Genomic DNA, 26,326 nt, shown 5'->3' with positions numbered 1-26,326 from the left:
TTACACATGTTATTACGATATTTTTACGATGAAAAATTAGCGCACGCTTCTTATGTTGTGGGATGTCAGGCGAAAGGTGAAATGGTCATTGTTGATCCGATGCGTAATATTGAGCCCTATCTTGCATTAGCAGAAAAAGAGAAGATGCAAATTGTTGGCGCATTAGAAACGCATATCCATGCTGATTTTGTAGCGGGGTCTCGTGAGTTAGCAGACCGTGTTGGAACAACGATGTATATTTCCGACGAAGGGGATGCTGATTGGAAGTATCAAAATCTTGAAGGGATTCCTCATCATTTATTAAAAGATGGTGATGAATTTAATATAGGTAATCTTATCTTTAAAGTCATGCATACACCGGGACATACGCCAGAAAGTATCTCCTTCTTATTAACGGATCGTGGCGGCGTAGCAGATAAGGCAATGGGTATTTTTACGGGTGACTTTGTCTTTGTAGGTGATATTGGACGCCCTGATTTGTTAGAAAAAGCTGCTGGTATTCAAGGTACATCACTATCTGGTGCAAAAGCAATGTTTAAATCATTAGAACGTTTTAAGGCTTTACCAGATTACATGCAGCTATGGCCAGCTCATGGAGCAGGTAGTGCTTGTGGTAAAGCATTAGGAGCTGTGCCATCTTCAACAGTAGGGTATGAGAAGCAATTCAACTGGGCTATGCAATTTGATGATGAACAAAAATTTATTGAAGCGTTACTAGATGGTCAACCGGAACCTCCTTATTATTTTGCTGTTATGAAGCGTGTCAATAAAGTAGGAATAGAACTTCTTAAGAACTTACCAACAGTAAAGGCAGTGTCAAGCTATGAAGAGATTACTCAACTTCTTGCAGATGGGAAGCAAGTGATTGATACTAGACCGGCGGAAGATTTCTCACAAGGATTTATCACAGGTACACTAAACATCCCTTACAATAATTCATTGACCAATTGGGCTGGTTGGCTAGTAGATTATACAAAACCATTATATTTATTAATTAATCCTTCCCAACTAGATGATATTTTAATAGCATTACGTTCTATCGGTATCGACAATGTTGTTGGCTATGGAGATGTGACGAAAGTTTTGGAAGAGGCTACATATCTAGAAAGTTATGAAAATATAACTCCTTTAGAAGCAAAACCGTTAATTGAAAGTGAAAAAGTCCATGTGCTTGATGTGCGCAATCAAACAGAATATGATGCAGGGCATATTGAAAATGCTCAACATATTATGGTTGGTACACTAGCTAGACGTTTAGATGAATTGCAAACAAATAAAAAAATTGTTGTTCAATGCCAAGGTGGTGCTCGTTCTGCAATTGCTGTAAGTGTACTAAAAGCAAATGGCATTCACGACATTGTAAATTTAACGGGTGGTTATATGGCTTGGCAACAAGAGGTAGTGACTAAATAAAAGAGGTTGTTCTAAAAGAAAAATAGCATACTAGTAATCCTAGTCTGCTATTTTTCTTTGCTTAAAAGGTTTTAGTAAGGCGTTGTGAGATTCGTCAATGGAAAGCTAAACGGGTTTAGACAACCTTTTTTCTCGAAAAAAGGGGTTAAAAAATGATTATTGTAAGTATGAGTATATTCCTTCTTATTATTGGTAGAATTATTTATAAACGTCATGTTCCAGTATGTCAAATACAGGAGTGTTTACCTCAGGAGCTAAATGGAGGTATGGCGATAGTGGATGTACGTGATTATAATGACTCTTACAAATCACCTACACCAAATGCGTTAAATTTACCAATTGCCTATTTAGTACGTCATAAACATGAGCTACCAAAAAAACCCCTTCACATTATTGCATCAACACAGCTAGAAAAAAATATGAGTGTTCGTATCATTCGAAAAGCAGGGCATGAAGTGAAGAGCTATAGCTTGATAGAAGGAGAAATATAGGGCAAAGTGTTTATCTTCATTCAACAAACGTCAGTTAAAGAAGACGCCACTCTGAAGGTGGTGAGATGAATGCGGATGTGATTCCTTTTAAGAGGGTGATCAAACACTATTGAATGAAGATAAAGCCTCCGGCGGATGTCACGGATTTTGAAAGGAATGAATTGTGCGGGCACAATTCAAAATCCGGACGCAATTACGCCTAGGCGAAATTGATTAGTAGTAACAAGTAAACTTGAGAGGAAGGCACTAACTTCAAAGTAGAAAAGAAGCTTATTTTTTCAGTGCCTTCATTTTTAAGCCAGGAGTGTGTTTAGATTGGAGAAAGAACAGCTAAAAAATAAATATTTACAGCAAATATTCCAATATATTCAAGATGGAATCATCATTATGAATCACAACCGTGAAATTTTAATGATGAACCCCTCAGCGAAGCGGTTATCGGGGTGGAATTTAGGAGATCGAGTACCCTTTTGTTCATTTTGTGAAAACCGTCAAAAGTCTCCAGGAGAACATACATGTTATTTAATAGAACATAATGAAGTCCCCTATTTTTTATCGAAAATGCCCACGTATCATGGCAGTAAGATAGATGTGGAAATGAGTACGGCCCTAATGTATACAGACAGTAAAACAAACGAGCAGGAGTTTCTTCTTGTATTGCGCGATCAGACAATTCAGTTGAAGGAAGAAGAGGCTCGGATTTCAAAACTTATTATAAAAAAACTGATTGAGGCAAAAGAGGAAGAACATAAAAGGTTAGCGCAGGAATTACATGATGGCGTTGGTCAATCATTGTATACAATATCAGTTGCATTGCAAGCGATTGAATCTTATGTCAAAGACAATGAAAAGCTAAATACGTATATTGAAGAAGTACGCAATGAGCTAGAGCAAGTAATGAATGATATTAAATTATACTCCTATCAGCTTCGCCCCCATAGCATTGACCAGTTAGGGATTTCACCTACATTAGGCACGCTTGTAGATTCAGTTCAGAAGGTTCATCCCGGTATTTCTATAATATTAGAAGCAGATTTTGAAGAACGCTGTCATCCATCTGTAGAAATCAATGTTTATCGCGTCGTACAGGAGGCTTTACACAATATCATTAAATATGCAAAGGCTTCTAAGGTCGTCATTCTACTCGAAAAAAAAGCTGCAGATTTAGCGCTCTATATAGAAGATAATGGTGTAGGATTTGATCTGCAGCATGTGAAAAAAGAAGGGCTTGGCTTAAAGCATATGGAGGAACGAATAACATTGTTAGGCGGATCTTTTACTATTACTTCTGCCCACAATAAAGGTACACAAATTAGCATTCAAGTACCTAATTGGAAGGATGACTATAGATGATTCGTGTTTTAGTAGTAGATGATCATGTGTTAATTCGTAAAGGAATTGTTCTTTTATTGGAAAATTATAAAGATGTAGAGGTTGTAGGTGAAGCAGGCGATGGAGCAGAGGCAATAACTCAAGCAATATCATTGGACCCCGATGTCATTTTGATGGATGTATCTATTCCGAATGGGCTGGATGGGTTTACGGCTACTCAAGAAATTTTCAAACAAATGTCTAACGTGAAAATTATTATGTTAACAATGCACAATGAAGTTGCTTATATTCAAAAAGCAATTGCTGTTGAAGCTCATGGTTATATTTTGAAAAATAGTCAAGGTGGAGTGCTCTATGAGGCTATCCATGCTGTTTATAGTGGTCGCATATATTATAACGTAGGTATTCCGAAGGAACAGATGAATAAATTGTTTGCACATAAAGGGCAGGAAGATAAATGCATTTTAACTGTGCGTGAGCAGGAAATAATGAGGTTAACAGTTCTAGGCTATACGAACGTCCAAATTGCTGAGCAGCTATATATCAGTAGTAAAACGGTTGAGAATCATAAATCAAATATTATGCAAAAGCTCGATTTAAGTAATAAAGCTGAGCTTATTCAGTATGGACTTGCAAATAACTATATGTAACAACTCGTTGCTATTAGAAGCTGGTGCTATCTGTAAATTAAAATATATGACTTTTCGGCAAAACGAGAGGTTGATTTACGTTCCGGCTGGGCGCTTTCCAGGGGGATCATTTTAGTATGTAATCATAGCTATAATGCTAATTTGGTTCAGCTTTTCAACTCATACTGATGGTGAGGAACTGTTGATTTTCACGGAGAGTGGCGACTCCTGCGGGATGAGCTTGCGCTGAAAGCCCCGCAGAAAGAGCCAACTCGGAGTGGAAATCAACCTTTGTATATTGATACATGTTAGTTTATATTTATTCTTTTGTCGACAAGCTGAGATCACTCAAACGATGAGTGGTCTTTTTTTATTTCTATTCAAAATAATTTGCAATATTGTCACAGTGAGTAAAGCTAATAGTGGAAAACCCCTATATGTCTGAAATAGTAGCGGGACTATACTGAAAGCACATGAATAAAAGGAGATGCAAGAACGATGGATATTACATTTATAATTGTGATTTTCCTGATTGGATTCGTTGGCTCATTTGTGTCCGGTATGTTGGGCATCGGCGGTTCAATCATTAAATACCCAATGCTACTATATATACCGCCACTTTTTGGTTTAGCGGCATTTTCAGCACATGAAGTTTCAGGCATCAGTGCAGTACAAGTGTTTTTTGCGTCGATTGCAGGCGTTTGGGCATATCGAAAAGGTGGTTACCTTAACAAGCCCCTCATTATTTATATGGGAGGAGCAATTTTAGCCGGTAGCTTTGTTGGGAGCTACGGATCACAGTTTTTATCTGAAAACGGTGTGAATGTCGTATACGGTATTTTAGCCTTGATTGCAGCTGTGATGATGTTTATTCCTAAGAAACAAATTGATGATAAGCCATTGGATGAAGTAACCTTCAACAAGCCGTTAGCTGCAATTTTAGCATTTATTGTTGGGATTGGTTCAGGGATTGTTGGTGCTGCAGGTGGTTTCTTGCTTGTTCCGATAATGCTTGTAGTACTCGGTATTCCAACGCGCATGACGATTGCCACTAGCTTAGCTATTACGTTTATCTCATCGATTGGTGGAACAATCGGTAAGTTAATGACAGGACAAGTCGAGTACTATTCCGCAGGTATCATGATAGTGGCAAGTTTACTGGCGGCTCCTCTTGGCGCAAAAGTAGGTAAAAAAATGAATACAAAAATTTTGCAAAGTATTTTAGCCGTACTCATTTTAACGACAGCGATTAAAATTTGGGTTGATCTATTATGATAAAAAAACAAAAAGTGGTTGCCTATAAATCACATGAGAAAAAGCTAATAATGATAAGTTTTTTAGTAGCTGGGATAATGTTTCTTTCATTAATTGGAAGAATTTTTGGTACCTAGGAGATGAAATTAAATGAATGATTCAGCTGTAATGTGGAGTCGGGCCTTAACAGAGTTAACATTGTCATTCCATATTGTTTACGCAACAATTGGCGTTGGCATACCTTTAATGATAATGATTGCTCAATGGGTTGGATTGAAAAATAATGACGAACATTATTTACTACTCGCAAGAAGATGGGCAAGAGGGTTTGTGATTACTGTAGCAATTGGTGTTGTGACTGGTACTGCTATTGGATTGCAGCTATCACTACTATGGCCAAATTTTATGGAATTGGCTGGTCAGGTTATAGCATTACCATTGTTTATGGAAACATTTGCGTTCTTTGTTGAAGCAATTTTCTTAGGGCTTTATTTATATACTTGGGATCGCTTCAAAAATCCAAAGCGACATCTATTATTATTGGTTCCTGTAGCTATTGGTGCTTCTATGTCGGCCGTTTTTATTACAATTGTGAATGCATTTATGAATGCACCACAGGGCTTTGATCTTGTAGATAGGGAGCTTGTGAATATTCAGCCTGTACTGGCCATGTTAAATCCTGCAATGCCAACGAAGGTAGCGCATGTATTAGTGACATCTTATATGACGGCAGCATTTTTATTAGCTTCTATTGCAGCTTACCGTATGCTGCGAGGATCGAAGCATGTGTATCATAAAAAAGCATTACATCTTTTATTGAAACTTGGACTAGTATTTTCGCTAGCAGCACTGATTGTAGGTGACTTTTCTGGGAAGTATTTAGCGGAATATCAACCTGAAAAATTAGCTGCTGCTGAGTGGCATTTTGAAACAAAAGAGGATGCTTCGCTTGTGCTATTTGGAGTATTAGATGAAGAAGAGGTTAAGTATGCCATCAAAGTACCGTATGCATTAAGTGTATTGGCGCATAATAATCCTTTTGCAGAAGTAAAAGGTTTAGATCAATTTCCTGAGGACGAACAGCCGCCACTTTATATCCATTATTTGTTTGACATCATGGTAGTTATCGGAACTTTACTAATTGTCGTTGCAGCTATTTATGTGCTAGGTAAGTTACGTGGATGGAAGTTTATTTCTTCAAAAAGTTTTAAGAGAATAGTAGTGGCGGGTGGTCCGCTATCGCTTATTGCTGTTGAGGCAGGCTGGTGGTTTGCGGAAGTAGGGCGTCAACCTTGGATACTTCGTGGTTATATGAAAACGGCGGAAGGTGCTACAACAAGTGGCCAAGTCGATACTATGCTAATACTATTTGCGGGGCTGTACATTGTATTAGCGGTAGGAAGTATCGTAGTACTTATTCGTATGTTCCGTAACAATCCGATTGAACGTGAAATTGAAGAACATAAACAAGTGGAAGGATGTGCAGGGCAATGAGCTTAGAAATATTAGGAATTTCGGTACTGTGGTTATTTCTATTCGGCTATGTCATTGTTGCGTCCATAGACTTTGGAGCGGGCTTCTTTAATGCTTATAGTGTCTTAATTGGTAAAGATCATATATTAGCAAATGTTATTAAACGCTATTTATCTCCGGTGTGGGAAATTACAAATGTCTTCCTTGTATTTTTCTTTGTTGGAACGGTAGGTTTCTTTCCTCAAACGGCTTATTATTATGGCACAATTTTGCTAGTGCCAGTCAGTATCTCATTAATATTAATTGCAATTAGAGGGAGTTATTACGCATTTGAATCCTACAGCGGAAAAGGTGGACATATCGGATATACAATGATGTACGGAATTACTGGTTTATTTATACCTGCATCCCTATCTATTGTATTAACGATATCTGAGGGAGGGTTCGTAAAAATTGTAAATGAAGAACCGCATTTACAATTTGCTAAACTTTTCACCAATCCGTTAACTTGGTCTATTGTGCTATTAAGTATAGTGGCAGTTTTGTATATTTCAGCTGTTTACCTAACATGGTATGGGAAAAGAGCGCAAGATGAACATGCTTCTAATTTAATGAGAAAGTATGCACTCGGTTGGTCTTTGCCGCTCGTAATAAGTGTAATAGGGATTATGGTGGAGTTAAAGGGGCATGTGCCTGAGCATTATGAAAATATGTTAGATCTGTGGTGGCTTTTCGCCATTTCAGGTGTGCTATTTCTTATAACGCTAATTCTTTTATTTAACAAGAAAAACTATGGCATAGCTGTCTTTTTAATGGTTGCCCAATTTGGATTTGCATTTTTCGGCTATGGTATTTCACATTATCCATATTTACTGTATCCGTATATATCAGTCTATGATAGCTTTACAAATGAAACAATGGCAATTGCATTAGTGATAGCGTTTGTTGGAGGATTAGTTCTACTCATACCTTCACTTTATTTAGTAATGAAATGGTTTGTGTTTGATCGTGATTATGCTTGCGGTAAACATGATCACCATGCATAGGGGGGAACTATAATGAATCAATTTATTATTTTGTATGCACCTTTTCTTGTAGTAGCTATTAGCATTGTGATTGGCTTTTGGATAGGGCCGAAAGATCGTCAAATTAAGTAATAAATGCATACATCACTGTAATGTGTGGTTGATTTCCGTTCCGACTGGACGTTTTGTCGCTGACGCTTTGCTTTCGCACAGAAAACATCCGCTTCGCTGCAGGGTCCCGGGCCAACAGGATGTTGGTCACGAAGGCGTTATCACAGGATGTGATGGTATTAGCCTTTGTATCCCCAAGGAGTCGCCCAGCCTCCACTCCAATCAACTTATAGGTTTATCAAATGCGCATAATAAATTAATTTAATAGGATAAAAACCTGAAAAAAGGGGCTATATGGAAAGTCGTGAGTGTTTGACTTTCTATATAGCTCCTTTTGTTTATGTGGTTAATTTACTTGATGCAGCGCTCTGATGGTCGTTCAATTTTTACATAGCGCCACAAGCTATTAGCGATGTCACGTGCCTCTTCTGCGTGTTCGGTCCCAACGAATGCTTTACGGAAAGGCGTAAGAAGTGATTCAATGATAAAGAGTTTTGGTTTCTCGCGCTGTAGTTCCTCTAATAAGAATTCTACGTACTCTAACCCTTCCACTGTTTCATTCTTAGATAACCCTTTTTTAAAGCCTGTTAATTGCTCGATGACTATTTCCTTATTAACTGGTCTATAGTTCACGACGTTTTGTATCGTGTTGATCATTTCCGTACTAATGAGGATCTCTTTTGATTCAAGCATAACGGGTATAATTACGCTAATATTGCGTAATGCTACACGTACAATGGCTTCGCGATTTATATATTTATAGTCAGCGATTAAGACTGCACGCAATGTGAGGTTAATCATACCAAGTGTCTGCACAGCACATTCATAGCTAATTGGGCTAATTTCTTCTCCAAAGACTTGTACAAGTCGGTTAGCAAGCCACTCCAGTTCTTGTAAATGATAGTTTAAAATAATTTTTTTCAGTTCATTATCACGAGAATGGAAAACCGATTCAAAAATTTGAATTAAATTATGTTCTCGATTGACATACATGAGTACTGCAACTTGCTGTGTTAATACTTCTAAATCAGTAGGATCTTTGCCGAAAAGAAGCTCGTGTCGGCGATTACTTGCCTCCTCGCGCCCTTCATCTAATATGGCGATTAAGCATTCATTTTTAGAAGATAAATGATTATAAAATGTGCCTTTTGAGATTTTGGCTTCACTAATGATGTCGTTAATCGATGTATCCACGAATCCCTTTTCAATAAATAGGGCACGAGCAGCAGTAATAATTTGTCTTTTTCTTTTGTTCATAACCTCACCTTTTTTAAAATATTATACTCTTATTCTATATCGAAAACGCCTATATATCAATGTTTTTAAAATTTATAATCTTAATTGTTGAAAAAAGTAGACTGCGAGTATAAAATAAGTTTTATCGAAAAAAACAAGAAAGAATTGAGGGATATAAATGAATAGTGGTCAAACACTACAAAAGCCACCCTATGGTATGATTGGTATTTTATTTGTGGGTGCTTTTGTTGCTTTTCTAAATAACACATTGTTAAATGTTGCATTACCAACAATCATGAAAGATTTTGGTATAACGTATTCAAAGGTACAATGGTTAGCAACAGGTTATATGCTTGTAAGTGGTATTTTAGTACCTGCTTCAGCATTCTTTGTAACACGCTTTAAAAATAGACATCTATTTATTGCAGCGATGTCAGTCTTTACAATCGGTACAATTATGGCTGGCTTTGCACCTAACTTCGGTATGTTACTGGCAGGTCGTATGGTGCAAGCAGCGGGTGCTTCAAGTATGTCACCACTTTTAATGAATGTAATGTTAATTAGCTTCCCGAAAGAAAAACGTGGGGCGGCAATGGGGATCTTTGGTTTAGTCATGATTACAGCACCAGCGATCGGTCCAACATTATCAGGATATATTGTTGAGCATCATGATTGGCGTATGCTATTCCAAATGATTATTCCGTTTGCTGTAATTAGTTTATTGTTTGGCATTTGGAAATTAGAAAACGTGATGGAGACACGTCAAGTTCATTTAGATTTCCTTTCAGTACTATTATCAACAGTTGCATTCGGTGGTATTCTATATGGTTTCAGTACTGCAGGGGATAAGGGTTGGTCAAGTCCTTGGGTATATGGCACAATTTCAGCTGGTCTTCTTGCTTTAATCATCTTCATATTTAAACAACTACGTATGGATCAGCCTTTACTAGAATTACGTATTTATAAATACCCAATGTTTGCGTTAGGGTCAGCTATCTCGGTTATCGTGTCAATGGCTATGTTCTCTGGGATGATTTTAACTCCTGCTTATGTACAATCGATTCGTGGAATTGATCCATTTAAAGCGGGCTTAATGATGCTTCCTGGAGCAGTTGTAATGGGGATTATGTCGCCGATTACTGGGAAGCTTTTTGATAAATTTGGACCGCGTATACTAGCGATTATCGGTTTAACGATTACAACAATTGCGACATTCGGTTTAACAAAGTTAGAAATAGATTCAAGCTATACATTTATTGTGTCCTTGTACACAATTCGTATGTTTGGTTTGTCAATGGTTATGATGCCGATTATGACAAACGGTTTAAACCAATTACCACAAACGATGAACCCGCATGGTACAGCTATTAATAATACTGTACAGCAAGTGGCAGGGGCAATTGGTAGTGCCGTGATGGTAACGTTCATGAATAACCGTACAAAAGCAACAGCCGAAGATTTAATTGCAGAAGCAAAAGCCAATGCAGCGCAATCAGGTGTTGCGATGACACCTGAGCAAATGCAACAAATGCAGGATCACATTACGCAAACTGCTTTATTAGATGGTATTACACACTCATTCTTAATAGCAGCTTGTGTTACAGTCCTTGCGCTAGTGCTTGCCTTCTTCCTAAAACGTGTAAAAATTGAAAGTACAGCGGCTTCTATGGATTTAAAAAAACCAATTAAATAATAATGAGCTGATATGCTCCCCTATAGGTAGACGGATGAAAAAATATAATTCTGTTTATCAAAGGGGAGTTTTTTGATGCTTCACATAGCAATACGTAGATGCAATATTCGATGTATAGGCACTCAAAAAAGCACGGACATTAGCAAAAGCAAAAGGGTGGATAAAATCATCCAAATCTTTTGCGCTAATATCCGTGCAGTAATTTTAAGCATCCTTTTTAAATAATGCTCCTGGCCAAAACGCATATCTACCGAGAACAGTAGTAATGGCAGGTACGAGCAATGGACGTACAATGAACGTATCAAGCAACACGCCAATTGCCGTAACGACACCGAACTGAACAAGTACTTGAATAGGTAAAGTAGCTAGGACAGCAAATGTTCCAGCTAAAATAAGACCAGCAGATGTAATAACACTTCCTGTTCGTACGACACCTTCCTCAACCGCTGTTAAATGATCTTCTGTTCTACGTTTCTTCCAAATTTCCGAAATCATAAAGATATTATAATCTTCCCCGAGTGCTACTAAAAATACAAACGCATATAGTGGGATTGCTCCTGAAATTGCCTCTGCTCCCATTACGTGGTGTAAAATAAGCCATCCTGCACCAAGTGCCCCGAAATAAGAAATAATAACCGTTGCTAATAAATAAACAGTCGCTGTTATTGAACGCAGATAAATAAATAATAGTAAAGCAATTAAAGCAATCATTGTTGGCATAATAACGGTTTCATCACGTACAGTTATTTGTTGTATATCATATTGACTGGCTGTCTCGCCACCAATCCATATATGATTTTCTGCATTTTTTACACCTTCAGCTTCAAGTATTTTTGCAACCTCTGCCTTGAGCTCTGGAATATGAGTTAACGATTCCTTAGCATAAGGATTTGCATTTAAAGAAAGTTCGTACATTTGAATGTCATTATTTTTCTTTCCGATTTGGACCTCTGCAACACTATCGATATAAGAGATTTCCGTTAATGGCTGCTGCAAATTAATATCTGTTCCCTCTGTGTCAAGGACAAGATGTACAGGTGCTAGTTCTCCAGGTGAGAAATTTTCTTCTATTAAAGTAAAGCCTTCACGTGATGGCATATCCTCAGGGAATGACGATAATAAGTCAAAAGTATACTGAATACGTGGTACGAATGCTGCTAATCCACCTAGTAACAGTAAAGTTCCAACAATGACAATCCATGGTTTATGCGTCACGAAGCGCCCAATTTTATGGCTGATTTTATGCGTTGGTTTGTGCTGTTTTTTACCCTTCTTATGAGCCATTTCTTCTGTTCGAGGTATGAATGGGAAGAAGGCAACGCGACCTATCATGACAAGAATTGCTGGAAGAACAACAAGTGCTGCAATTCCCATCACGAGTACGCCAAAGCTAAATGGAACTGCAAAGCGTTGGAATGCACCATAATGGGCAAGACTAAGAGTAGCTAGACCGATGACAACCGTTAAGGCACTCATCATAATTGCACCGCCAGATTCCTTTATAGCAAGCTTCATGGCAGTAGTCTTATCCTCAATATCAAATAATATCTCTCGGTACTTTGATATTAAAAATAAACAATAGTCTGTACCTGCACCAAAGAGTAATACAGTCATAATAGATACGGCCTGCGAATCCTTATCTATCCATCCATGATTGGCCAAGAAGCCGAGCGTTGGACTTATGACACCATAGGCAAGAACAACAACGATTAGTGGAATAATAGCTAATAATGGTGAACGATAAATAATAATTAGTAATACTAAAACAAGGAGCACTGTTGCAATTAATAATTTTACATCAGCCTGAGAGAATAAACTGACAGCATCCGTAGCGATACCAACTGGTCCGGAATAACGCACATGAAGATCGTCACCAGCTAATTTTTTATCTAGTTGGACATTATACGTATCCATTGTTTTTGTTAATGTTTTTAAACTCTCCCGCAATGCATCCGTAGCTACACCTTTTTCAAAGAAAACAGGCGTTACGATAGTCGTGCCGTTTTCAGAAGCAGATGCTACGAAGGCTTGTGGCGGCATTTTATCATAAGGTGGAATAAGAGTTTGGTTTTCTAAAGGTTTATCTTTAAGCTCTCCGTAAACCTTTTGGATGGCTACGAAATCATCGGTAGTTAACCCACTTTCTCGATGCCAAACGAGTAATAATGGTGTGCCTGCTTCATTCGGAAATTGTTCTGCAATAATAGCGGCTGCTTGCTGAGACATTTCGCTCTTGAGTAAATTTTTACCAGATTCACTCTTGATACTATTAATCTGTGGCCAGGCAAAAGAGAGTACAATCACAAGTAAAACCCAAAAAGTAAGGGCTAATAAGCGCCCCTTTTTACTTGCTACCATTGAACCCCATTGATCAAGTGGATGTTTTTTCATGATAGGACCTCCGTTTCATGTAAGTAATTTTAATTATATATACCAGAAGGTTAATTAATCAATTGTGAAAAATTTATATGCTATACTATGTCTAAAAATAATTCTTTATAAGGGGGCGAACTTGTTGAAGCAGTCACCGCGTATTCTTGGGAGACCTCGCCATAATGAAAATGCGAAACCCAAAAAAGATATTGTCCTTGAAACGGCAATAAAGCTTTTTATAAAAGAAGGCTATAAAAATATTTCGATGGATGATGTAGCAAAAGCTTGTAATGTTACAAAGGCGACTATTTATTACTATTACCCAACTAAAGGGGATTTATATACATCAGCGTTGCTGGCAATGATGGATCGAATCAGACTGTCCATTATGCAGATTTTAGGGCAGTCAATAGCATTTAAAGAACGGTTGGAGCAGCTTATTGAAATTCATTTATCAGCAACTGTAGATATTGATATGAAAAATTTTATGAGAGAGGCGACAATTAATTTATCGAAATCTCAATTAAAAGAAGTGCAGGCAGCAGAAAATAATATGTATAAAACGATAGAGCGGGCGATGCAGCGAGAGATGGAGCAAGGCACAATTCGGAAGGGAAATGCTCCTTTTTTTGCACATACGTTTATAGCATTAATGTCAGTAGGATACTTTAAAGATGGAGAAGGGAAAAGGTTATTTCAATCAGAAGCTATGGCCGCGAAAGAAATTATAGACTTTTTCTGGAAATCTGTTGAAAAATGATTTCTTTCATTATATGTAAGATGTATTACATGAACGATTTAGGGGAAGTTTAAATAAACCAAATACTATTGAAAATCAAATATTTTATAGTGACATTTTAATAATTCGGGACCGAAAATATTGTATTTTTTAACAGTAGGGACAAAAGGCAAACTTAAAAACGATGTATAGTTGTCAAAATCAATGAATTTTGAAAAGATTGTCGAAATTGTGATTTAGCTCATTGAAATAATGTGCAAACAGTCTTATAATGGAGTTTGTAATGTCACCAAGACAAGATAAGGATGGAATTATGATGCACTTTTTGCAAAATAAAGTTAACATTGTAATAACAAATTATACGAATTGCTATCAAGATCTTGAGACTGGTGATTTGTAAGATATACGCGCTGTAACGACTGTTAAGAAGTGCCTTAATGGTCTTTTTTACATGGAAGCAATAAAATTAAAATAGTAATAGTGATGGCAAAGGAGAGTTCAAAATGTCAGAAACGAATAACCAAACACAGTCTGAACAATTAACTGTAAGTCAAGAACAATTGGATGTGCTAGATCAATTATTAAAGCCTGAGGTTCAGGAATCACTTACAACTTTAGTTGAACAATTACCAAAGTTAACTGAAATGATGACGCTATTAACAAAATCTTATGAGTTTGCTCAAGCTGTTGCAACTGACGAAGTGCTAAAAAATGATACTGTTGGTGCGGTAACAGAAATGGCTGGCCCAGTAGTAGGATCAGCTAAAAACCTTGCAGCTACTGCAATTGAAGCGAAAGACCGTGCTTCTGAAAGCCAAGAAGTAATTGGTTTATTTGGTCTTATGAAAATGTTAAAGGACCCACAAGTTCAAGGTGTTTTCCGTTTTGTTAATGCTTTCTTACAAGTAAGCGCTGAACGTAAAGCTAAATAAGACTCGACTCGAGATACATTCAATTCGTAAGGACGGAGGATTAATTAATCATGTCAAAAGAAATCGTCATCTTAGGTGCTGGTTACGCTGGCGTTCTAACTGCATTAACAGCACGTAAGTATCTATCAGCTGATGAAGCTAAAATTACTGTAGTAAACCAATTCCCAACACACCAAATCATCACTGAACTTCACCGTTTAGCTGGTGGTACTATTGCTGAAGGTGCTGTTGCTTTACCACTTAAAAAAATCTTTAAAGGTTTAGATATCGATTTACAAATCGCTAAAGTTACAAAATTCAATGTAGACAATAAAAAAGTTGACCTAGATACTGGTTATACTTTAAATTACGATACTTTAGTAGTATCTTTAGGTAGCCAAACTGGATTCTTCGGTATCCCTGGATTAGAAGAAAACTCTATGGTACTTAAATCAGTAAACGAAGCAAACAAAATTAACAAACACATCGAAGACCGTATTAAAGCATATGCACAAACAAAAGACGAAGCAGATGCAACAATCGTTATCGGTGGTGGCGGTTTAACAGGTGTAGAGCTTGTTGGTGAAATCGTGGACAACTTCCCGAAAATCGCAGCAAAACACGGTGTTAACTTTGCTGATCTTAAAATCAAACTTGTTGAAGCTGGTCCAAAAATCTTACCAGTACTTCCAGATGTACTTATCCAACGTGCTACTGAAAGCTTAACAAAACGTGGCGTTGAATTCATTACAGGTACTCCTGTAACAGGCGTTGATGGTAATGTCATCTCTCTTAAAGATCGCGAACCAATCGTTGCTAATACGCTTATTTGGACAGGTGGGGTAGCTCCACTTCCAATCGTAGGCGAGTCTGGTCTTGCAGCAGACCGCGGTAAAGCTACGATTAACGAGTTCTTACAATCTACATCTCACAATGATGTCTTCGTAATTGGTGACGCATCTGTTGCATTACCAGCTGATGGCGGACGTCCGCTATACGCACCAACTGCTCAAGTTGCATGGCAAATGGGTGAGTGCGCTGGTTACAACTTATTCGCACAATACAAAAACCAAGAGATGAAATCATTCTCAGCAATTAACTCTGGTACACTTGCAAGCTTAGGCCGTAAAGACGCTGTTGCGACTATCGGTGCTAGCAACACAGAACTTAAAGGTCTTCCTGCAACACTTATGAAAGAAGCGTCTAACATTCGCTATCTTACACACATTAAAGCGCTATTCGGCTTAGCGTATTAATTTATATTTTCCTAATTAAACCACTCTTGCAATGGACATAATGTCAGCTGTGAGAGTGGTTTTATATTTGAAAAATTTCTGTTGAATTGGGAAGAAAGTAGCTATTTCTCGTGAAATAAAACCGGATAAATTTGTTATTTGCTTTATTAATCGTTATAAAACAAGTAAAATTAGTACATGTTATATAAGAAAATTTATCTAGAGGTGATAAGTTATGCTAACAATGTTTCAATCAAAAAAAGAGGATATAGAGCAATTTAAGATAAAAATAGATGAGCTTAATGCAAAGCTTGATAAAAAGGATCATGAATTCCAAATATTTTTAAATGACTTACATAAAGAACTTATTTCGACTATTGAACAACATGATATAGTCAATAATCAACATATAGTTTTAGGGAAAATGGTTACCAAAATTCTAGATGAATTTAATAAAGTAGAAGATAGCACAATTCACTCTAACGCTATATCCGAAAATGCACTCGAAAAAGGTAATTCTCTAATTACTTCATCAGATGAGATGGTGACACTTTCAATTGAAAGTAAACAAGCTGTTCAAGAAGTGGAGTATTTAATCGATTCTCTAGGTGAGCAATCCCAAAAAACTTCATCGAGCATGAACCAATTAAGTGATCGCTCTAAACAAATTGCAGAAATTGTAAAAGTGATTAGTGATATCTCCAATCAAACCAATTTACTTGCGTTAAATGCGTCAATAGAAGCAGCTAGAGCGGGCGAGCATGGAAAAGGATTTTCGGTTGTTGCCGAGGAAGTAAGAAAACTAGCAGAAAATACAAAAACTAGCACAGAGGATATAGCCAACCTTACGAAAAAAATAGAAGAGCAAATTTCAGAAGCCTATGAAGATAATAAGAACAATATGCAGTTAGTTACAGAAGGCATAAAAAAGAGTACCGAAACCTCTGAACAAATAAATGCATTATTGCTAATGATTACAAATGTTCAAGGTGAGGTGAATGAACTACTTGATTATATCAAAAATCAAAAAATTTCCAATGAAGATGTTATGAATAAATTTAATACTACTACGATTTTATTTGACGAGACAAATAAAGTACTAACAGATCATATAGATGAATCGGAAGTTGTAACACAAAAATTATTGGAAGCAGTAGATAAAGTAAAATGCTTTCCAACTACTTCCTAATGGTAGACGGACGCTAAAACATACGGTTTAAACTTCGAAAAAGACAACCTCTTGCGCATACAAGAAGTTGTCTTTTTTTATTTTCCTTTACTATTTTAAGTGTGATGATTCACGTTTCAAATTCACGGCGAAGAAGGATTTTATTCGCACTTTATTCTCTAGTCTCTAAAGCTTAGAAATATTTGAATAAAATCTGGCCTTTGAAGGTTGAACATTAAAAATTAGCAGTATAGTTGCTACTACAAACATGATGATGGCTGCAGATACAACAACATATCGAATAGATATAATTTCGGCTACAACGCCAAAGATGGCAGTTATGATAATAATGAACAAGGCTTCTACAAAGCCGTAAATACTTCCTATTCTCCCCATGCTGTCGACAGGAATATTGTTTTGATAAAAAGTATAGAAGCCCGTATTGGCAAAGGCTGTTGCAAAGGATATAATAAAAAATCCTAAAGAAGCTATAAGAAATGTATAAGAGGATGTAGAAATTAAATAGCCTAAAGCTGTTATTAGTGATCCCAAACCTATAAGCCAAGCAGTTGGTATTTTTCCAACGATTGCTGTATTCATTAAAGAACCAACTAATACACCAGCACCTGCTATGCTCACTAACACACCGTATTCACCTTCGGATAATGAAAGTACTTGAGTAGCGAAGGCAACCTCTAAAGAATCCGTTGCTGTCATCATGACAAGCATCGCACTAAATAAAAAATAGATTATCATAATATAAGGATTTTTAAGGCTAAACCTTATAACAAGCTTCCAATCATTGAATAATACCTTGTAGGAAATTTTCACATCTGCTTTACTAGTCAGCTGTTGATTGGCTTCAACATTAGGCATACCTAATGTAATACAGGCTGATAAAAATAAAGCAATGGCATTCAAGTAAATTGCCATAGTAGGCGTTCCAATCGTAAACAGCAGTCCTGCAATGGCTGGACCGGTTATGAATGCGCCAGAATCAAGTAAGCTACGAAGAGCGTTAAAACGTTTTCTTTGTTCAATTGGTATTAATTTCGTAATGTAAGTCATGGAAGTAGGATGATACATAGAACTAGCCATTGTGATCACAAAGACCATGAAATATATCCAAGTCAACGTAGAGAAGAAAGGTAGTATGACAATTAGTAAAGATTCAAAAAGATTGAGAACAATCATGAGATATTTTTTATTTAAACGATCTATCAAACTACCTGACCAAAAATTAGCAAAAAGTGTAGATGACGCTCTAACGATATACAATCCGGACACAGCTATAGCTGACCCTGTAAGGTTAAAGACAATAAGATTTAAAGCTATAAAATATATCCAGCTTCCAACGCTGGAAACACCAATACTAAACAATAATATAGCCGGATAACGCCACGCTTCTAATAATTTAATCATGCTCATATAAATTCCTCCTTGTAGTTATGACAAGTAACTAAAACAAAAAAATCCCACCCCCAAGACGATTTGTCTTAGGGACGAGATTGTGGAATTTATACTCACGTGGTGCCACCCTAGTTCGCTATTATGTCACCATAATAGCCTTTTCAGTACGGCATAAATACTTATGCTTATACTGTTTCTCTGTAACGGGAGTTCCCGTCGCACCATCATTCAAACAGAAATCCAATGCGCTACTCCGAGGCTTGTTTCAATAATTCGTTCTTACTCGTTTTCAGCAACCCGAGCTCTCTGGGAAGAACAGCCTTATTTACTCTTCTCTTCAATGTATTTTCGATAGTGTAGCACATGTTTATAATTTTGGTAAAGTGTTCCTGTAAATTTTGAAAGCATTCCGATAAATTCAGGAATTATACCGATAAATCCTGAAAATGTTCCGATATTTTTATTGAAGATAAGCTTTAAGCTTCTTTAATAGTGACTGACAAATGATGATGGACTCAACTGTACGATTTGCTATTTCAAGAGAATGGTCAGCATTTTCTACAATAGCAAGTTCATGTGAAGAAAGTTGTTCTAAACTTTCTTTAGAGTAGTGAGGGTCAGCTGTACCGATTGCTAGAAATGCCTGCTTACCAAGCAAATTTTCATAACATGATCAAGTGACAGCAGGGGTGTTAAAAGCACAAAACGAGAAGGAATAGATGAAGCCTGCTGCATATAAAAATCTGTGATAGGCAATGTTCCGAGTGATTTTCCTATGTAAACAGCTTCTGTATAAGATTTTGTATTTAAAATATATTCCACAATAGGATTTGCGGCATTATAAACCATTGCTGAAATAGCTTCTGGCCCCTGTTCAAATGGCTGCGAATTAAATCCATAGCATACTTGTACTACATCATAGCCAAGCTCTAGCATCAGCTCAGTGGAATAATAAAGAAGTGGTCTTTCATATGTATAGCCTGTGCCAGAGAACATAAAGCACACCTTGTCACGTTCTATATCAAAGTAATTGTATGTAACATCGTTGTATTGTTCTTTTCTCGGTTTGATTTTCATGGAATACCTCCATTAATTTCTTTTTTATTTTATAATCTTACTATAACAAGGAGGGAGAAATTTATGAAGGCTGTGATCATTAATGAGTTTGGTAGTTCTGATGTTTTAAAGTACGTGGAATGTCCAAAGCCCACTATTTCAGCAGGGGAAATATTAATACGTACGGCGTATACGAGTGTGAATTTTGCTGATATTAAAAACAGAACAGGTAATAAAGCAAAAGCAAATTTCCCGATGATACTCGGTTTAGATGTAGCTGGTGTAGTTGAAGAGGTTTTTGATGAAAGTAGTGCTTTTAAAGCTGGAGATGTCGTTCTTGCATTCCCTAAAAAATGGAGTCTATGCAGAATATGTGGTGGCGAAAGAGCGGCTCGTCTTTAAAATTCCGAATGATGTCTCTTTGGAAAAGGCAGCCGCGGTGCCAACAGTTTTGTTTCTATCCTATCTTTTGACACATCAAATTGCGCCAATTAGTAAAAATGATAGCGTATTAATTCATGCTGCATCTGGTGGTGCAGGGACAATGCTTATTCAAATGGCGAAAAAGCTAGGCGCCAAGAAGATTATTGGCACGGTTGGTGATATGAAGAAAGCGCCAATTGCCCTTGAACTAGGTGCACATCATGTACTGACATACGAAAATTTTAGTGCGCAAGTCAATGAATATACGGATAGTCATGGTGTTAACATTATTTTTGACTCCATTGCAGGAAATATTACGGAAGAGAGCTTTAACTGTTTAGCTCCGCATGGTACATTGGTGCAATTTGGAAATAGCGGTGGCAAAGCCGGAAATATAAAAACATCTGATTTACATAGTAGCTGCCGCAATGTGAAAGGCTTTAGCCTAGGAACGACTCGAACTTCCAAGCCTGAAATGCTACAACAAATTGCACAGGAGATGTTTGCAATATTGAAGGATGAAAGCTTCCAAGTACCAATTGCTAAGATCTTTGCCTTAGAAGACATGCAGAAAGCGCATGATTTGATGGAAAGTCGCAAGCATCAAGGGAAGATTTTAATTAAAATATAAAATGAACAACCTCTGTATAGTGATCAACACGCTATACAGAGGTTGCTTTTATTTTAGTGCCTGTAGATCGAAAAGGGTATTGTAGAATCGAGTCCACCCATCAATAGAATTAAAAGCAAAAAACAAAGTAGATAAAACTAGTAAAAATCCTATTATTTTTTTCAAAGGATCACCTCATTAATCCTAACTAAAACCTCCTTTCATTTTTCGACAACAAATAGGAATTTCCTTTAAATATTTGTTAAAATGAGGTATTATTATATGGATTTTTGTCTTTCTTTACCTTATTTTGATATTGTTATTTGTGTTAGTTTTACTTTTTATTATAATATTATATTTGGTCTCTTTACATACATACTGAACTTAATGATGGTATTTATTTCATTTAGATTTTACTAGTGTGCCAATGTTAAAGTGTTATATGGCTAATTTGAAATTGTTGTAAATATAATACTAAAATAGTAAATATGATAGACACTTCACCAACAGTTGTTAAACGTATGCCAAGTTTTTAGGTTGATTGGGGTAGAGGCTGGGCGACTCCTTTTGATCAGCGTCAAACGAGGCGGCTCATTTGTCACGCCTGGTCGGAACGGAAATCAACCTCAAATTGTGGTGAGGAGTCTATTATTTTGTATTGAATATAAAGGAATGGCTATTAGGGGAGTGGTGCAATGCTTTTTAATTCCTTTGAATTTATTTTTCTATTTTTACCAGTAACATTTATTATCTATTTTTTATTAAATCGTTTCAGGAACCAGCAATATGCGATTTATTGGTTGGTACTGAGCTCTTTGTTTTTTTATGGCTATTTTAAGTTAACTTATTTAACAATTATCACGATCTCAATAGTTGTGAACTTTGCTTTGAGTCGGGTGATTAGTAGTACCAATAGTCGGTCGAGAAAAACTTATATGATTATTGGCGTAATCTTCAATATTTTAATTCTTTGTTACTATAAATATACAGATTTCTTTATTGATAATGTAAATAGTTTATTTGGTACAAATTTTGCACTGTTGCACTTATTGCTACCATTAGGACTTAGTTTTATTACATTCCAACAGATTGCTTTTATTGTTGATAGTTATCGTGATGGAACAGCTCATTATAAATTTAGTCATTATGCGCTGTTCATTTTGTTTTTCCCGCAGCTAATTGCAGGACCCATTGTTCAGCATGATGAAATGCTTCCGCAGTATGATACTAAGGAAAATCGTAAAATTATTCATGAAAATGTTGCACGAGGCTTATTTATTTTTGCAATTGGTTTAGTCAAGAAGATTGTTATTGCTGATACGGTTGGTATATGGGCGAATGAAGGCTTTGCTAATTATAGTAACTTAAGCTTTATAGAAGCTTGGATTACCTCATTATCATATACAGTGCAACTTTATTATGATTTTAGTGGATATTCTGATATGGCGATCGGTTTGGCATTATTATTTAATATTAAACTGCCAGTAAATTTCTACTCTCCTTATAAAGCACGTAATATTCAGGAGTTTTGGAAAAAATGGCATATGACGTTGAACAGATTTTTAACTACATATGTTTATTTTCCGTTAGGTGGTAGTCGTAAAGGGGCTTTTAGAACCTATTTAAATATATTAATTATTTTCTTCATCAGTGGATTTTGGCATGGAGCTGGGTGGAATTTCATTTTGTGGGGACTTCTACATGGCTTTGCGTCTGTTGTTGTGAGACTTTTTAGTAAAACAGGTATTAAGCTTCCGTATATACTTTCGTGGTTTATTACTTTCCAATTTGTTAATATCGCTTGGATATATTTCCGTGCAACAAGTCTTGAGCAAGCGAATACTATTATAGCCAAAATGTTTACGCCAAACATGACATCTATAAATAATTTCTTTACGGAGCCGCTTACTAATTTTGCTCAAGCGGAGGCATTTAATATTTTGGGACTAACATTAAGTGATCCAATAGTGATTGTTGTTGGACTCTTAATCACACTTGTTATTGCCTTTACGGCCTTAAATTCTATTCAATTAATGGATAAGATGATATTTAATTGGGGAGCAATCATTTATACTCAATTTATGATTGCACTAGTGCTAGTATCGATTTACTATATGCAAAAAAATAGTATATTCTTATATTTTAATTTCTAAATAAAGGTGTGAATTAACTTGGAGCCGAAAAAATGGTTAGTAAAATTGTTTGCCACATCTTTCATAGTAATAGGATTACCTGTTTTCGGAATTATGGGTTTCAATTATTATATTGACCCTCTTTGGAATTACACACATTCGAATGACTCTAACGACTATCAGCTTGGCTTTGATGAAAGACAATTAAAAACAAATTATATGAATAGCCATGATTTTAACTATGATAGTTTGTTAATAGGAACGAGCAGGATTACGTATCTTGATGAGAGGGCCTTTAAAAAAGAAAATGTTTATAACTATTCATTAAGCGGGCTGCATATAAAAGAATATTTGCCTTACATGCAATATGCTGAAAAGAACAATGGTAAGCCGTTTAAGAGAATTTTTATTGAGTTATATTTTGATTCAACGAATGCTGGCAAACCTAGTACATTGAATCCTCCACAAACATATTTTGAGACGTCGGAGACACCGTTTTATGCAATAAAGTCCTTATTTTCGGCAAGCACGATGCATTATGCTCTTTTTAATTATGATATTTCAAAAGCAAATCATTACGACGGTGCTCGTAGTTACACGCGTAATAATATTGCCCAAACGACGTACCCAAATGATGATATTGAGCAGAAATGGCAAAAATTTAAGAATAACTTTAAAGCAGAGACAGCCAAGCCTTTTCTGTACGATACCGACTATCGAAAAAGGCTTCAAGCTATAAAAGATGCATTCCCAAATTCAGAACTAGTAGTCTTTACAGAGTTAATGCCTGCAAAACGGCTTCAAACAATTTTGCATAACGATAATCGTTACGAGGCTTATAGTAGATGGATGAACGATATGGTAGATGTGTTTGGAACTGTTTATAGCTTCCATGGTGTGAATGAAGTAACGACAAATGAAAACAACTTTTTTGATTGGTTGCATTATTATCCAAACGTTGGGAATTTAATCATTAAATCTTTAGAGAACAGGGAAGAACGATCAACTATTATGCAAACTGTAGATAAAGGGAATCTTGATGAGTACCTTAAAAATGTAGTGGTAGATATAAAGTGAAACTTTAATCAGTGGGGATTTTCTTTATCCCCACTGATTATTAGTTTTCACCAATCGGGCATTTACGGGCAGTTAATCTCGTGTTGAATTGAGAGTCTTGTACCTGTCGATTCGCTTTCGGTACAGATAAATTACTGCCCGTTAATGCGGGGTTAATATTGATTAAATGATGAAAAGATGACTCTGATACGTACTGTCGGAGTCATCTTTTTTGATCTATAAAAGGTTTTTAACTTGAAATTATTCTGGCATGGATGATGACCAAACTGTTGCAAGTAACGCGATGCCTTCTTGGATTTGCTCAAGGGTTAGCCCACCGTAGCCCATAAGGACCATAGCATAGTCAGTGCCTTGCTGATAGGAGGTTGAACATGGGTAGACTTTGATTCCTACCTCATGTGCAAGCCTAATTGCATCCTGTTCAGAAAGCCTTTTTGGTAACTTCAAAACGATGTGTAGCCCAGATTTTTCACCAATTACTTCGAATTCATTAGAAAAATGGGTGTTAATAGCTGCTAGTAATGTCTGTTGCTTTTTACGATAAATAGTACGCATTTTAGCTAAATGCATATCGAAAAAACCTTGAGCAATAAAATCGGCTAACACAAGCTGATCTATTTTAGAGACAACAGATTTTTGTTCCTGATTAAATAGCATAAATTCTTCGACTAACGATTTAGGCAAAATCATGTAACTTATGCGCAGCGATGGGATAAGCGTTTTAGAAAAGGTTCCGAAATAAATAACACGTTGCAGCTGATCCATCTTCGCTAAAGAGGGGATAGGTTGCCCCTTATAACGAAATTCTGAGTCATAGTCATCCTCAATAATATATGCCTTCTCAGAAGTAGCCCATTGCAGAAGTGCTACACGCCGTTCAACAGGCATGACCATACCAAGCGGAAACTGGTGTGCGGGTGTTGTGTATAACATGTGGATTGAATTTTTCGGTATGGTAACACCGGAGTTATCAACAGGAATAGCATGAGTTGTTAATCCACATTGTTGCAATGTTGCACGTACTCTTTTAAAGCCAGGTTCCTCTAAGCCAACGTGTGCTTTGGGGCCAAAAAAGTGACATAGAGCTTGAAGTTGATTTTGTGTACCACTATAAACAAATACCTGTGATGCTTCACAAGTAACTCCTCTTGATCGTTCTACATAGCGTGCGATTTCTGTCCGCAATATAGCTTCTCCTTGCCAAGGACTTGTCGTTAAATTATCCACATTGAAGTGTTTTTTCAACAGTTTATGCCAGATAGAAAAAGGAAAAGCCTCCTTATCCACATGTCCGTTATTAAAATCAAATTTTATAGTATATGTAGTTGGTGTTATAGCTGTGGATATATGCTGCTTTTGCTGCTGTCCCCATTCAAATTCAAAGGGTGCTATAAAATAACCAGAGCGCTCCTTACTATAGATATAGCCTTCAGCTAGTAATTGCTCATAAGCCTCCTTAATCGTATGGATACTAACATAAAGCGTTTTAGCAAGTGTTCGTTTAGAAGGTAATTGCTCATGGGCCAGTAGTTTTTTTCTTAAAATTGCTTGTTTTATTTGTTCGTAAATTTGCACGTATTTCGATGCATCTCCAGTAAATGAGATTGATAACTCCAAAACATTGCACCTCCTGGTACGGTGTGTTTTTTGAAAATTGGTTCTATCTATCATATCAAAAATGCGTTAAATATTAAAAAAGGAGTGAAGCAAAATGAATTTTATAGCGTTAGAAAATGAGGTCGTATTACTTAAGCCATTACAACAAGAGGATATGCAAGGGATATTAGAGGCAGGTAGTTATCCAGAGATTTGGCCACATATGTCCACAACAATTGAGAAGATGGACGATGTGAATAACTTTGTGGACAAGGCATTACTAACAAAACGTGAAAAAACTGAGTTCCCATTTGTCATTGTGGATAAAAAGTCTGGACAAATCATCGGTTCGACTCGGTTTATGGATATTGATGAAACGCATCAACGGCTTGAAATAGGTACTACATGGATTACACCTGCTTTTTGGCGTACGTCCATTAATACGAATTGTAAATATTTATTATTACAATATTGCTTTGAGGTATTAAATCTACAGCGTGTACAAATTAAAACAGATCATGAAAATGTGCGTTCCCAAAAGGCAATCGAACGTATAGGTGCAACAAAGGAGGGGGTCTTACGTAATCATATGGTGCGTAAGGATGGCACAACCCGCCATACTGTGATGTACAGTATTACTTTGCAAGAATGGCCACAAGTGAAAAACCATTTACAGCAGTTGCTAGTTGAGTTTTTAAATGATAATGGAGAAAATACTATAATTTATCACTGAAAATTGGACGCCCTCAGGAAAGCTCAGTCGGATTGAAAATCAGCCACAAGCTATGGTCATGATCCATTATTATACAAAAAAAGAATGGTTATTAGTCGACCATTCTTTTTTTATGATGATTTGTCAAATTAAGTGCAACAATTGCTCATTAAAAGCCTCGTTTGCAGTTTTCCAACCAAGACATTTTCTTGGTCGGTTGTTGATAT

At 36.6% G+C, this 26,326-nt stretch carries 22 protein-coding genes, 1 pseudogene and 1 other annotated feature; of the genes and pseudogenes, 17 read left to right on the top strand and 6 right to left on the bottom strand.

Annotated elements, in window-relative coordinates:
- The first annotated feature begins 6 nt into the window (after positions 1–6).
- From ACQKOF_RS20630 to cydS, 8 genes are all read left to right on the top strand, one after another.
- Positions 7–1,413, top strand: a complete 1,407-nt coding sequence (locus tag ACQKOF_RS20630) for an MBL fold metallo-hydrolase (protein WP_427561147.1) — start codon at positions 7–9, stop codon at positions 1,411–1,413.
- A 152-nt stretch (positions 1,414–1,565) separates the two neighbouring features.
- Positions 1,566–1,904 carry a rhodanese gene (locus tag ACQKOF_RS20625; protein ID WP_427561145.1) on the top strand — a complete coding sequence of 113 codons (339 nt, stop codon included), beginning with the start codon at positions 1,566–1,568 and terminating at the stop codon, positions 1,902–1,904.
- Positions 1,905–2,219: 315 nt separating this feature from the next.
- Positions 2,220–3,257, top strand: coding sequence for a PAS domain-containing sensor histidine kinase (locus ACQKOF_RS20620; RefSeq protein WP_427561142.1), 1,038 nt, complete (start codon positions 2,220–2,222; stop codon positions 3,255–3,257).
- Complete coding sequence (locus ACQKOF_RS20615) at positions 3,254–3,886, top strand: response regulator (RefSeq protein WP_427561139.1); 633 nt, start codon at positions 3,254–3,256, stop codon at positions 3,884–3,886. Before ACQKOF_RS20620 ends, ACQKOF_RS20615 begins: the two co-directional genes overlap by 4 nt.
- Before the next feature lie 477 nt (positions 3,887–4,363).
- Positions 4,364–5,140 carry a sulfite exporter TauE/SafE family protein gene (locus ACQKOF_RS20610; protein WP_427561136.1) on the top strand — a complete coding sequence of 259 codons (777 nt, stop codon included), beginning with the start codon at positions 4,364–4,366 and terminating at the stop codon, positions 5,138–5,140.
- 129 nt (positions 5,141–5,269) lie between these two features.
- Positions 5,270–6,613 (top strand): cytochrome ubiquinol oxidase subunit I, encoded by a 1,344-nt coding sequence (locus ACQKOF_RS20605; RefSeq protein WP_427561133.1) that lies wholly within the window; start codon positions 5,270–5,272, stop codon positions 6,611–6,613.
- A complete protein-coding gene (locus ACQKOF_RS20600) occupies positions 6,610–7,638 on the top strand; it encodes a cytochrome d ubiquinol oxidase subunit II (protein WP_427561130.1) in 1,029 nt (342 codons plus the stop codon). Before ACQKOF_RS20605 ends, ACQKOF_RS20600 begins: the two co-directional genes overlap by 4 nt.
- A 12-nt stretch (positions 7,639–7,650) precedes the next feature.
- On the top strand, positions 7,651–7,749 hold the full coding sequence (gene cydS, locus ACQKOF_RS20595) for a cytochrome bd oxidase small subunit CydS (RefSeq protein WP_427561127.1): 99 nt from the start codon (positions 7,651–7,653) through the stop codon (positions 7,747–7,749).
- A 330-nt stretch (positions 7,750–8,079) separates the two neighbouring features.
- On the opposite strand, the gene ACQKOF_RS20590 is transcribed toward cydS, so the two are convergent.
- Positions 8,080–8,985, bottom strand: coding sequence for a TetR/AcrR family transcriptional regulator (locus ACQKOF_RS20590; protein ID WP_370047108.1), 906 nt, complete (start codon positions 8,983–8,985; stop codon positions 8,080–8,082).
- A 157-nt stretch (positions 8,986–9,142) separates the two neighbouring features.
- Between ACQKOF_RS20590 and ACQKOF_RS20585 the strand changes: the two genes are divergently transcribed.
- On the top strand, positions 9,143–10,657 hold the full coding sequence (locus ACQKOF_RS20585) for a DHA2 family efflux MFS transporter permease subunit (RefSeq protein ID WP_427561124.1): 1,515 nt from the start codon (positions 9,143–9,145) through the stop codon (positions 10,655–10,657).
- 204 nt (positions 10,658–10,861) lie between these two features.
- Here the strand turns inward: ACQKOF_RS20585 and ACQKOF_RS20580 are convergent, their stop codons facing one another.
- A complete protein-coding gene (locus ACQKOF_RS20580) occupies positions 10,862–13,048 on the bottom strand; it encodes an MMPL family transporter (RefSeq protein ID WP_427561122.1) in 2,187 nt (728 codons plus the stop codon).
- Between the two features lie 124 nt (positions 13,049–13,172).
- On the opposite strand from ACQKOF_RS20580, the gene ACQKOF_RS20575 reads away from it, so the two are divergent.
- The 4 genes from ACQKOF_RS20575 (at position 13,173) to ACQKOF_RS20560 (ending at position 17,104) form a co-directional block, all read left to right on the top strand.
- Positions 13,173–13,790 carry a TetR/AcrR family transcriptional regulator gene (locus ACQKOF_RS20575; RefSeq protein ID WP_427561120.1) on the top strand — a complete coding sequence of 206 codons (618 nt, stop codon included), beginning with the start codon at positions 13,173–13,175 and terminating at the stop codon, positions 13,788–13,790.
- A gap of 482 nt (positions 13,791–14,272) precedes the next feature.
- The gene (locus ACQKOF_RS20570) at positions 14,273–14,701 is read left to right on the top strand and encodes a DUF1641 domain-containing protein (protein ID WP_079563022.1); all 429 of its coding nucleotides are present in this window, start codon (positions 14,273–14,275) and stop codon (positions 14,699–14,701) included.
- Positions 14,702–14,751: 50 nt separating this feature from the next.
- On the top strand, positions 14,752–15,936 hold the full coding sequence (locus tag ACQKOF_RS20565; RefSeq protein ID WP_427561117.1) for an NAD(P)/FAD-dependent oxidoreductase: 1,185 nt from the start codon (positions 14,752–14,754) through the stop codon (positions 15,934–15,936).
- Between the two features lie 214 nt (positions 15,937–16,150).
- Complete coding sequence (locus ACQKOF_RS20560; protein ID WP_427561114.1) at positions 16,151–17,104, top strand: methyl-accepting chemotaxis protein; 954 nt, start codon at positions 16,151–16,153, stop codon at positions 17,102–17,104.
- Positions 17,105–17,269: 165 nt separating this feature from the next.
- Here the strand turns inward: ACQKOF_RS20560 and ACQKOF_RS20555 are convergent, their stop codons facing one another.
- The 3 genes from ACQKOF_RS20555 to ACQKOF_RS20545 all read right to left on the bottom strand — a co-directional run bounded on the left by ACQKOF_RS20555 (position 17,270) and on the right by ACQKOF_RS20545 (position 19,570).
- Entirely contained in the window at positions 17,270–18,511 is a 1,242-nt protein-coding gene (locus tag ACQKOF_RS20555; protein WP_427561111.1) for an MFS transporter, read from the bottom strand.
- Positions 18,512–18,578: 67 nt separating this feature from the next.
- Positions 18,579–18,843 (bottom strand) — a binding site (T-box leader).
- A 110-nt stretch (positions 18,844–18,953) separates the two neighbouring features.
- Positions 18,954–19,151 carry a hypothetical protein gene (locus ACQKOF_RS20550; RefSeq protein WP_427561108.1) on the bottom strand — a complete coding sequence of 66 codons (198 nt, stop codon included), beginning with the start codon at positions 19,149–19,151 and terminating at the stop codon, positions 18,954–18,956.
- A complete protein-coding gene (locus tag ACQKOF_RS20545) occupies positions 19,127–19,570 on the bottom strand; it encodes a hypothetical protein (RefSeq protein WP_427561106.1) in 444 nt (147 codons plus the stop codon). Before ACQKOF_RS20545 ends, ACQKOF_RS20550 begins: the two co-directional genes overlap by 25 nt.
- A gap of 63 nt (positions 19,571–19,633) precedes the next feature.
- Here ACQKOF_RS20545 and ACQKOF_RS20540 point away from each other — a divergent pair.
- From ACQKOF_RS20540 to ACQKOF_RS20530, 3 genes and pseudogenes are all read left to right on the top strand, one after another.
- Positions 19,634–20,603, top strand: a pseudogene (locus ACQKOF_RS20540) (quinone oxidoreductase family protein).
- Between the two features lie 674 nt (positions 20,604–21,277).
- Positions 21,278–22,735 carry an MBOAT family O-acyltransferase gene (locus tag ACQKOF_RS20535; RefSeq protein ID WP_427561103.1) on the top strand — a complete coding sequence of 486 codons (1,458 nt, stop codon included), beginning with the start codon at positions 21,278–21,280 and terminating at the stop codon, positions 22,733–22,735.
- An 18-nt stretch (positions 22,736–22,753) separates the two neighbouring features.
- The gene (locus tag ACQKOF_RS20530) at positions 22,754–23,791 is read left to right on the top strand and encodes a hypothetical protein (protein WP_427561100.1); all 1,038 of its coding nucleotides are present in this window, start codon (positions 22,754–22,756) and stop codon (positions 23,789–23,791) included.
- Positions 23,792–24,031: 240 nt separating this feature from the next.
- Here ACQKOF_RS20530 and ACQKOF_RS20525 read toward each other — a convergent pair whose 3' ends face one another.
- Positions 24,032–25,408 (bottom strand): PLP-dependent aminotransferase family protein, encoded by a 1,377-nt coding sequence (locus ACQKOF_RS20525; RefSeq protein ID WP_427561097.1) that lies wholly within the window; start codon positions 25,406–25,408, stop codon positions 24,032–24,034.
- A 94-nt stretch (positions 25,409–25,502) separates the two neighbouring features.
- Between ACQKOF_RS20525 and ACQKOF_RS20520 the strand changes: the two genes are divergently transcribed.
- On the top strand, positions 25,503–26,120 hold the full coding sequence (locus tag ACQKOF_RS20520; protein WP_427561094.1) for a GNAT family N-acetyltransferase: 618 nt from the start codon (positions 25,503–25,505) through the stop codon (positions 26,118–26,120).
- Positions 26,121–26,326: the final 206 nt, after the last annotated feature.

Source organism: Lysinibacillus sp. NPDC093190 (genome assembly GCF_050280425.1).
In the GTDB taxonomy this organism is placed as follows: Bacteria; Bacillota; Bacilli; order Bacillales_A; family Planococcaceae; genus Lysinibacillus.
The sequence above is the reverse complement of the archived record's forward strand: the minus strand, read 5'-3'. Positions and strand labels throughout refer to the sequence as shown.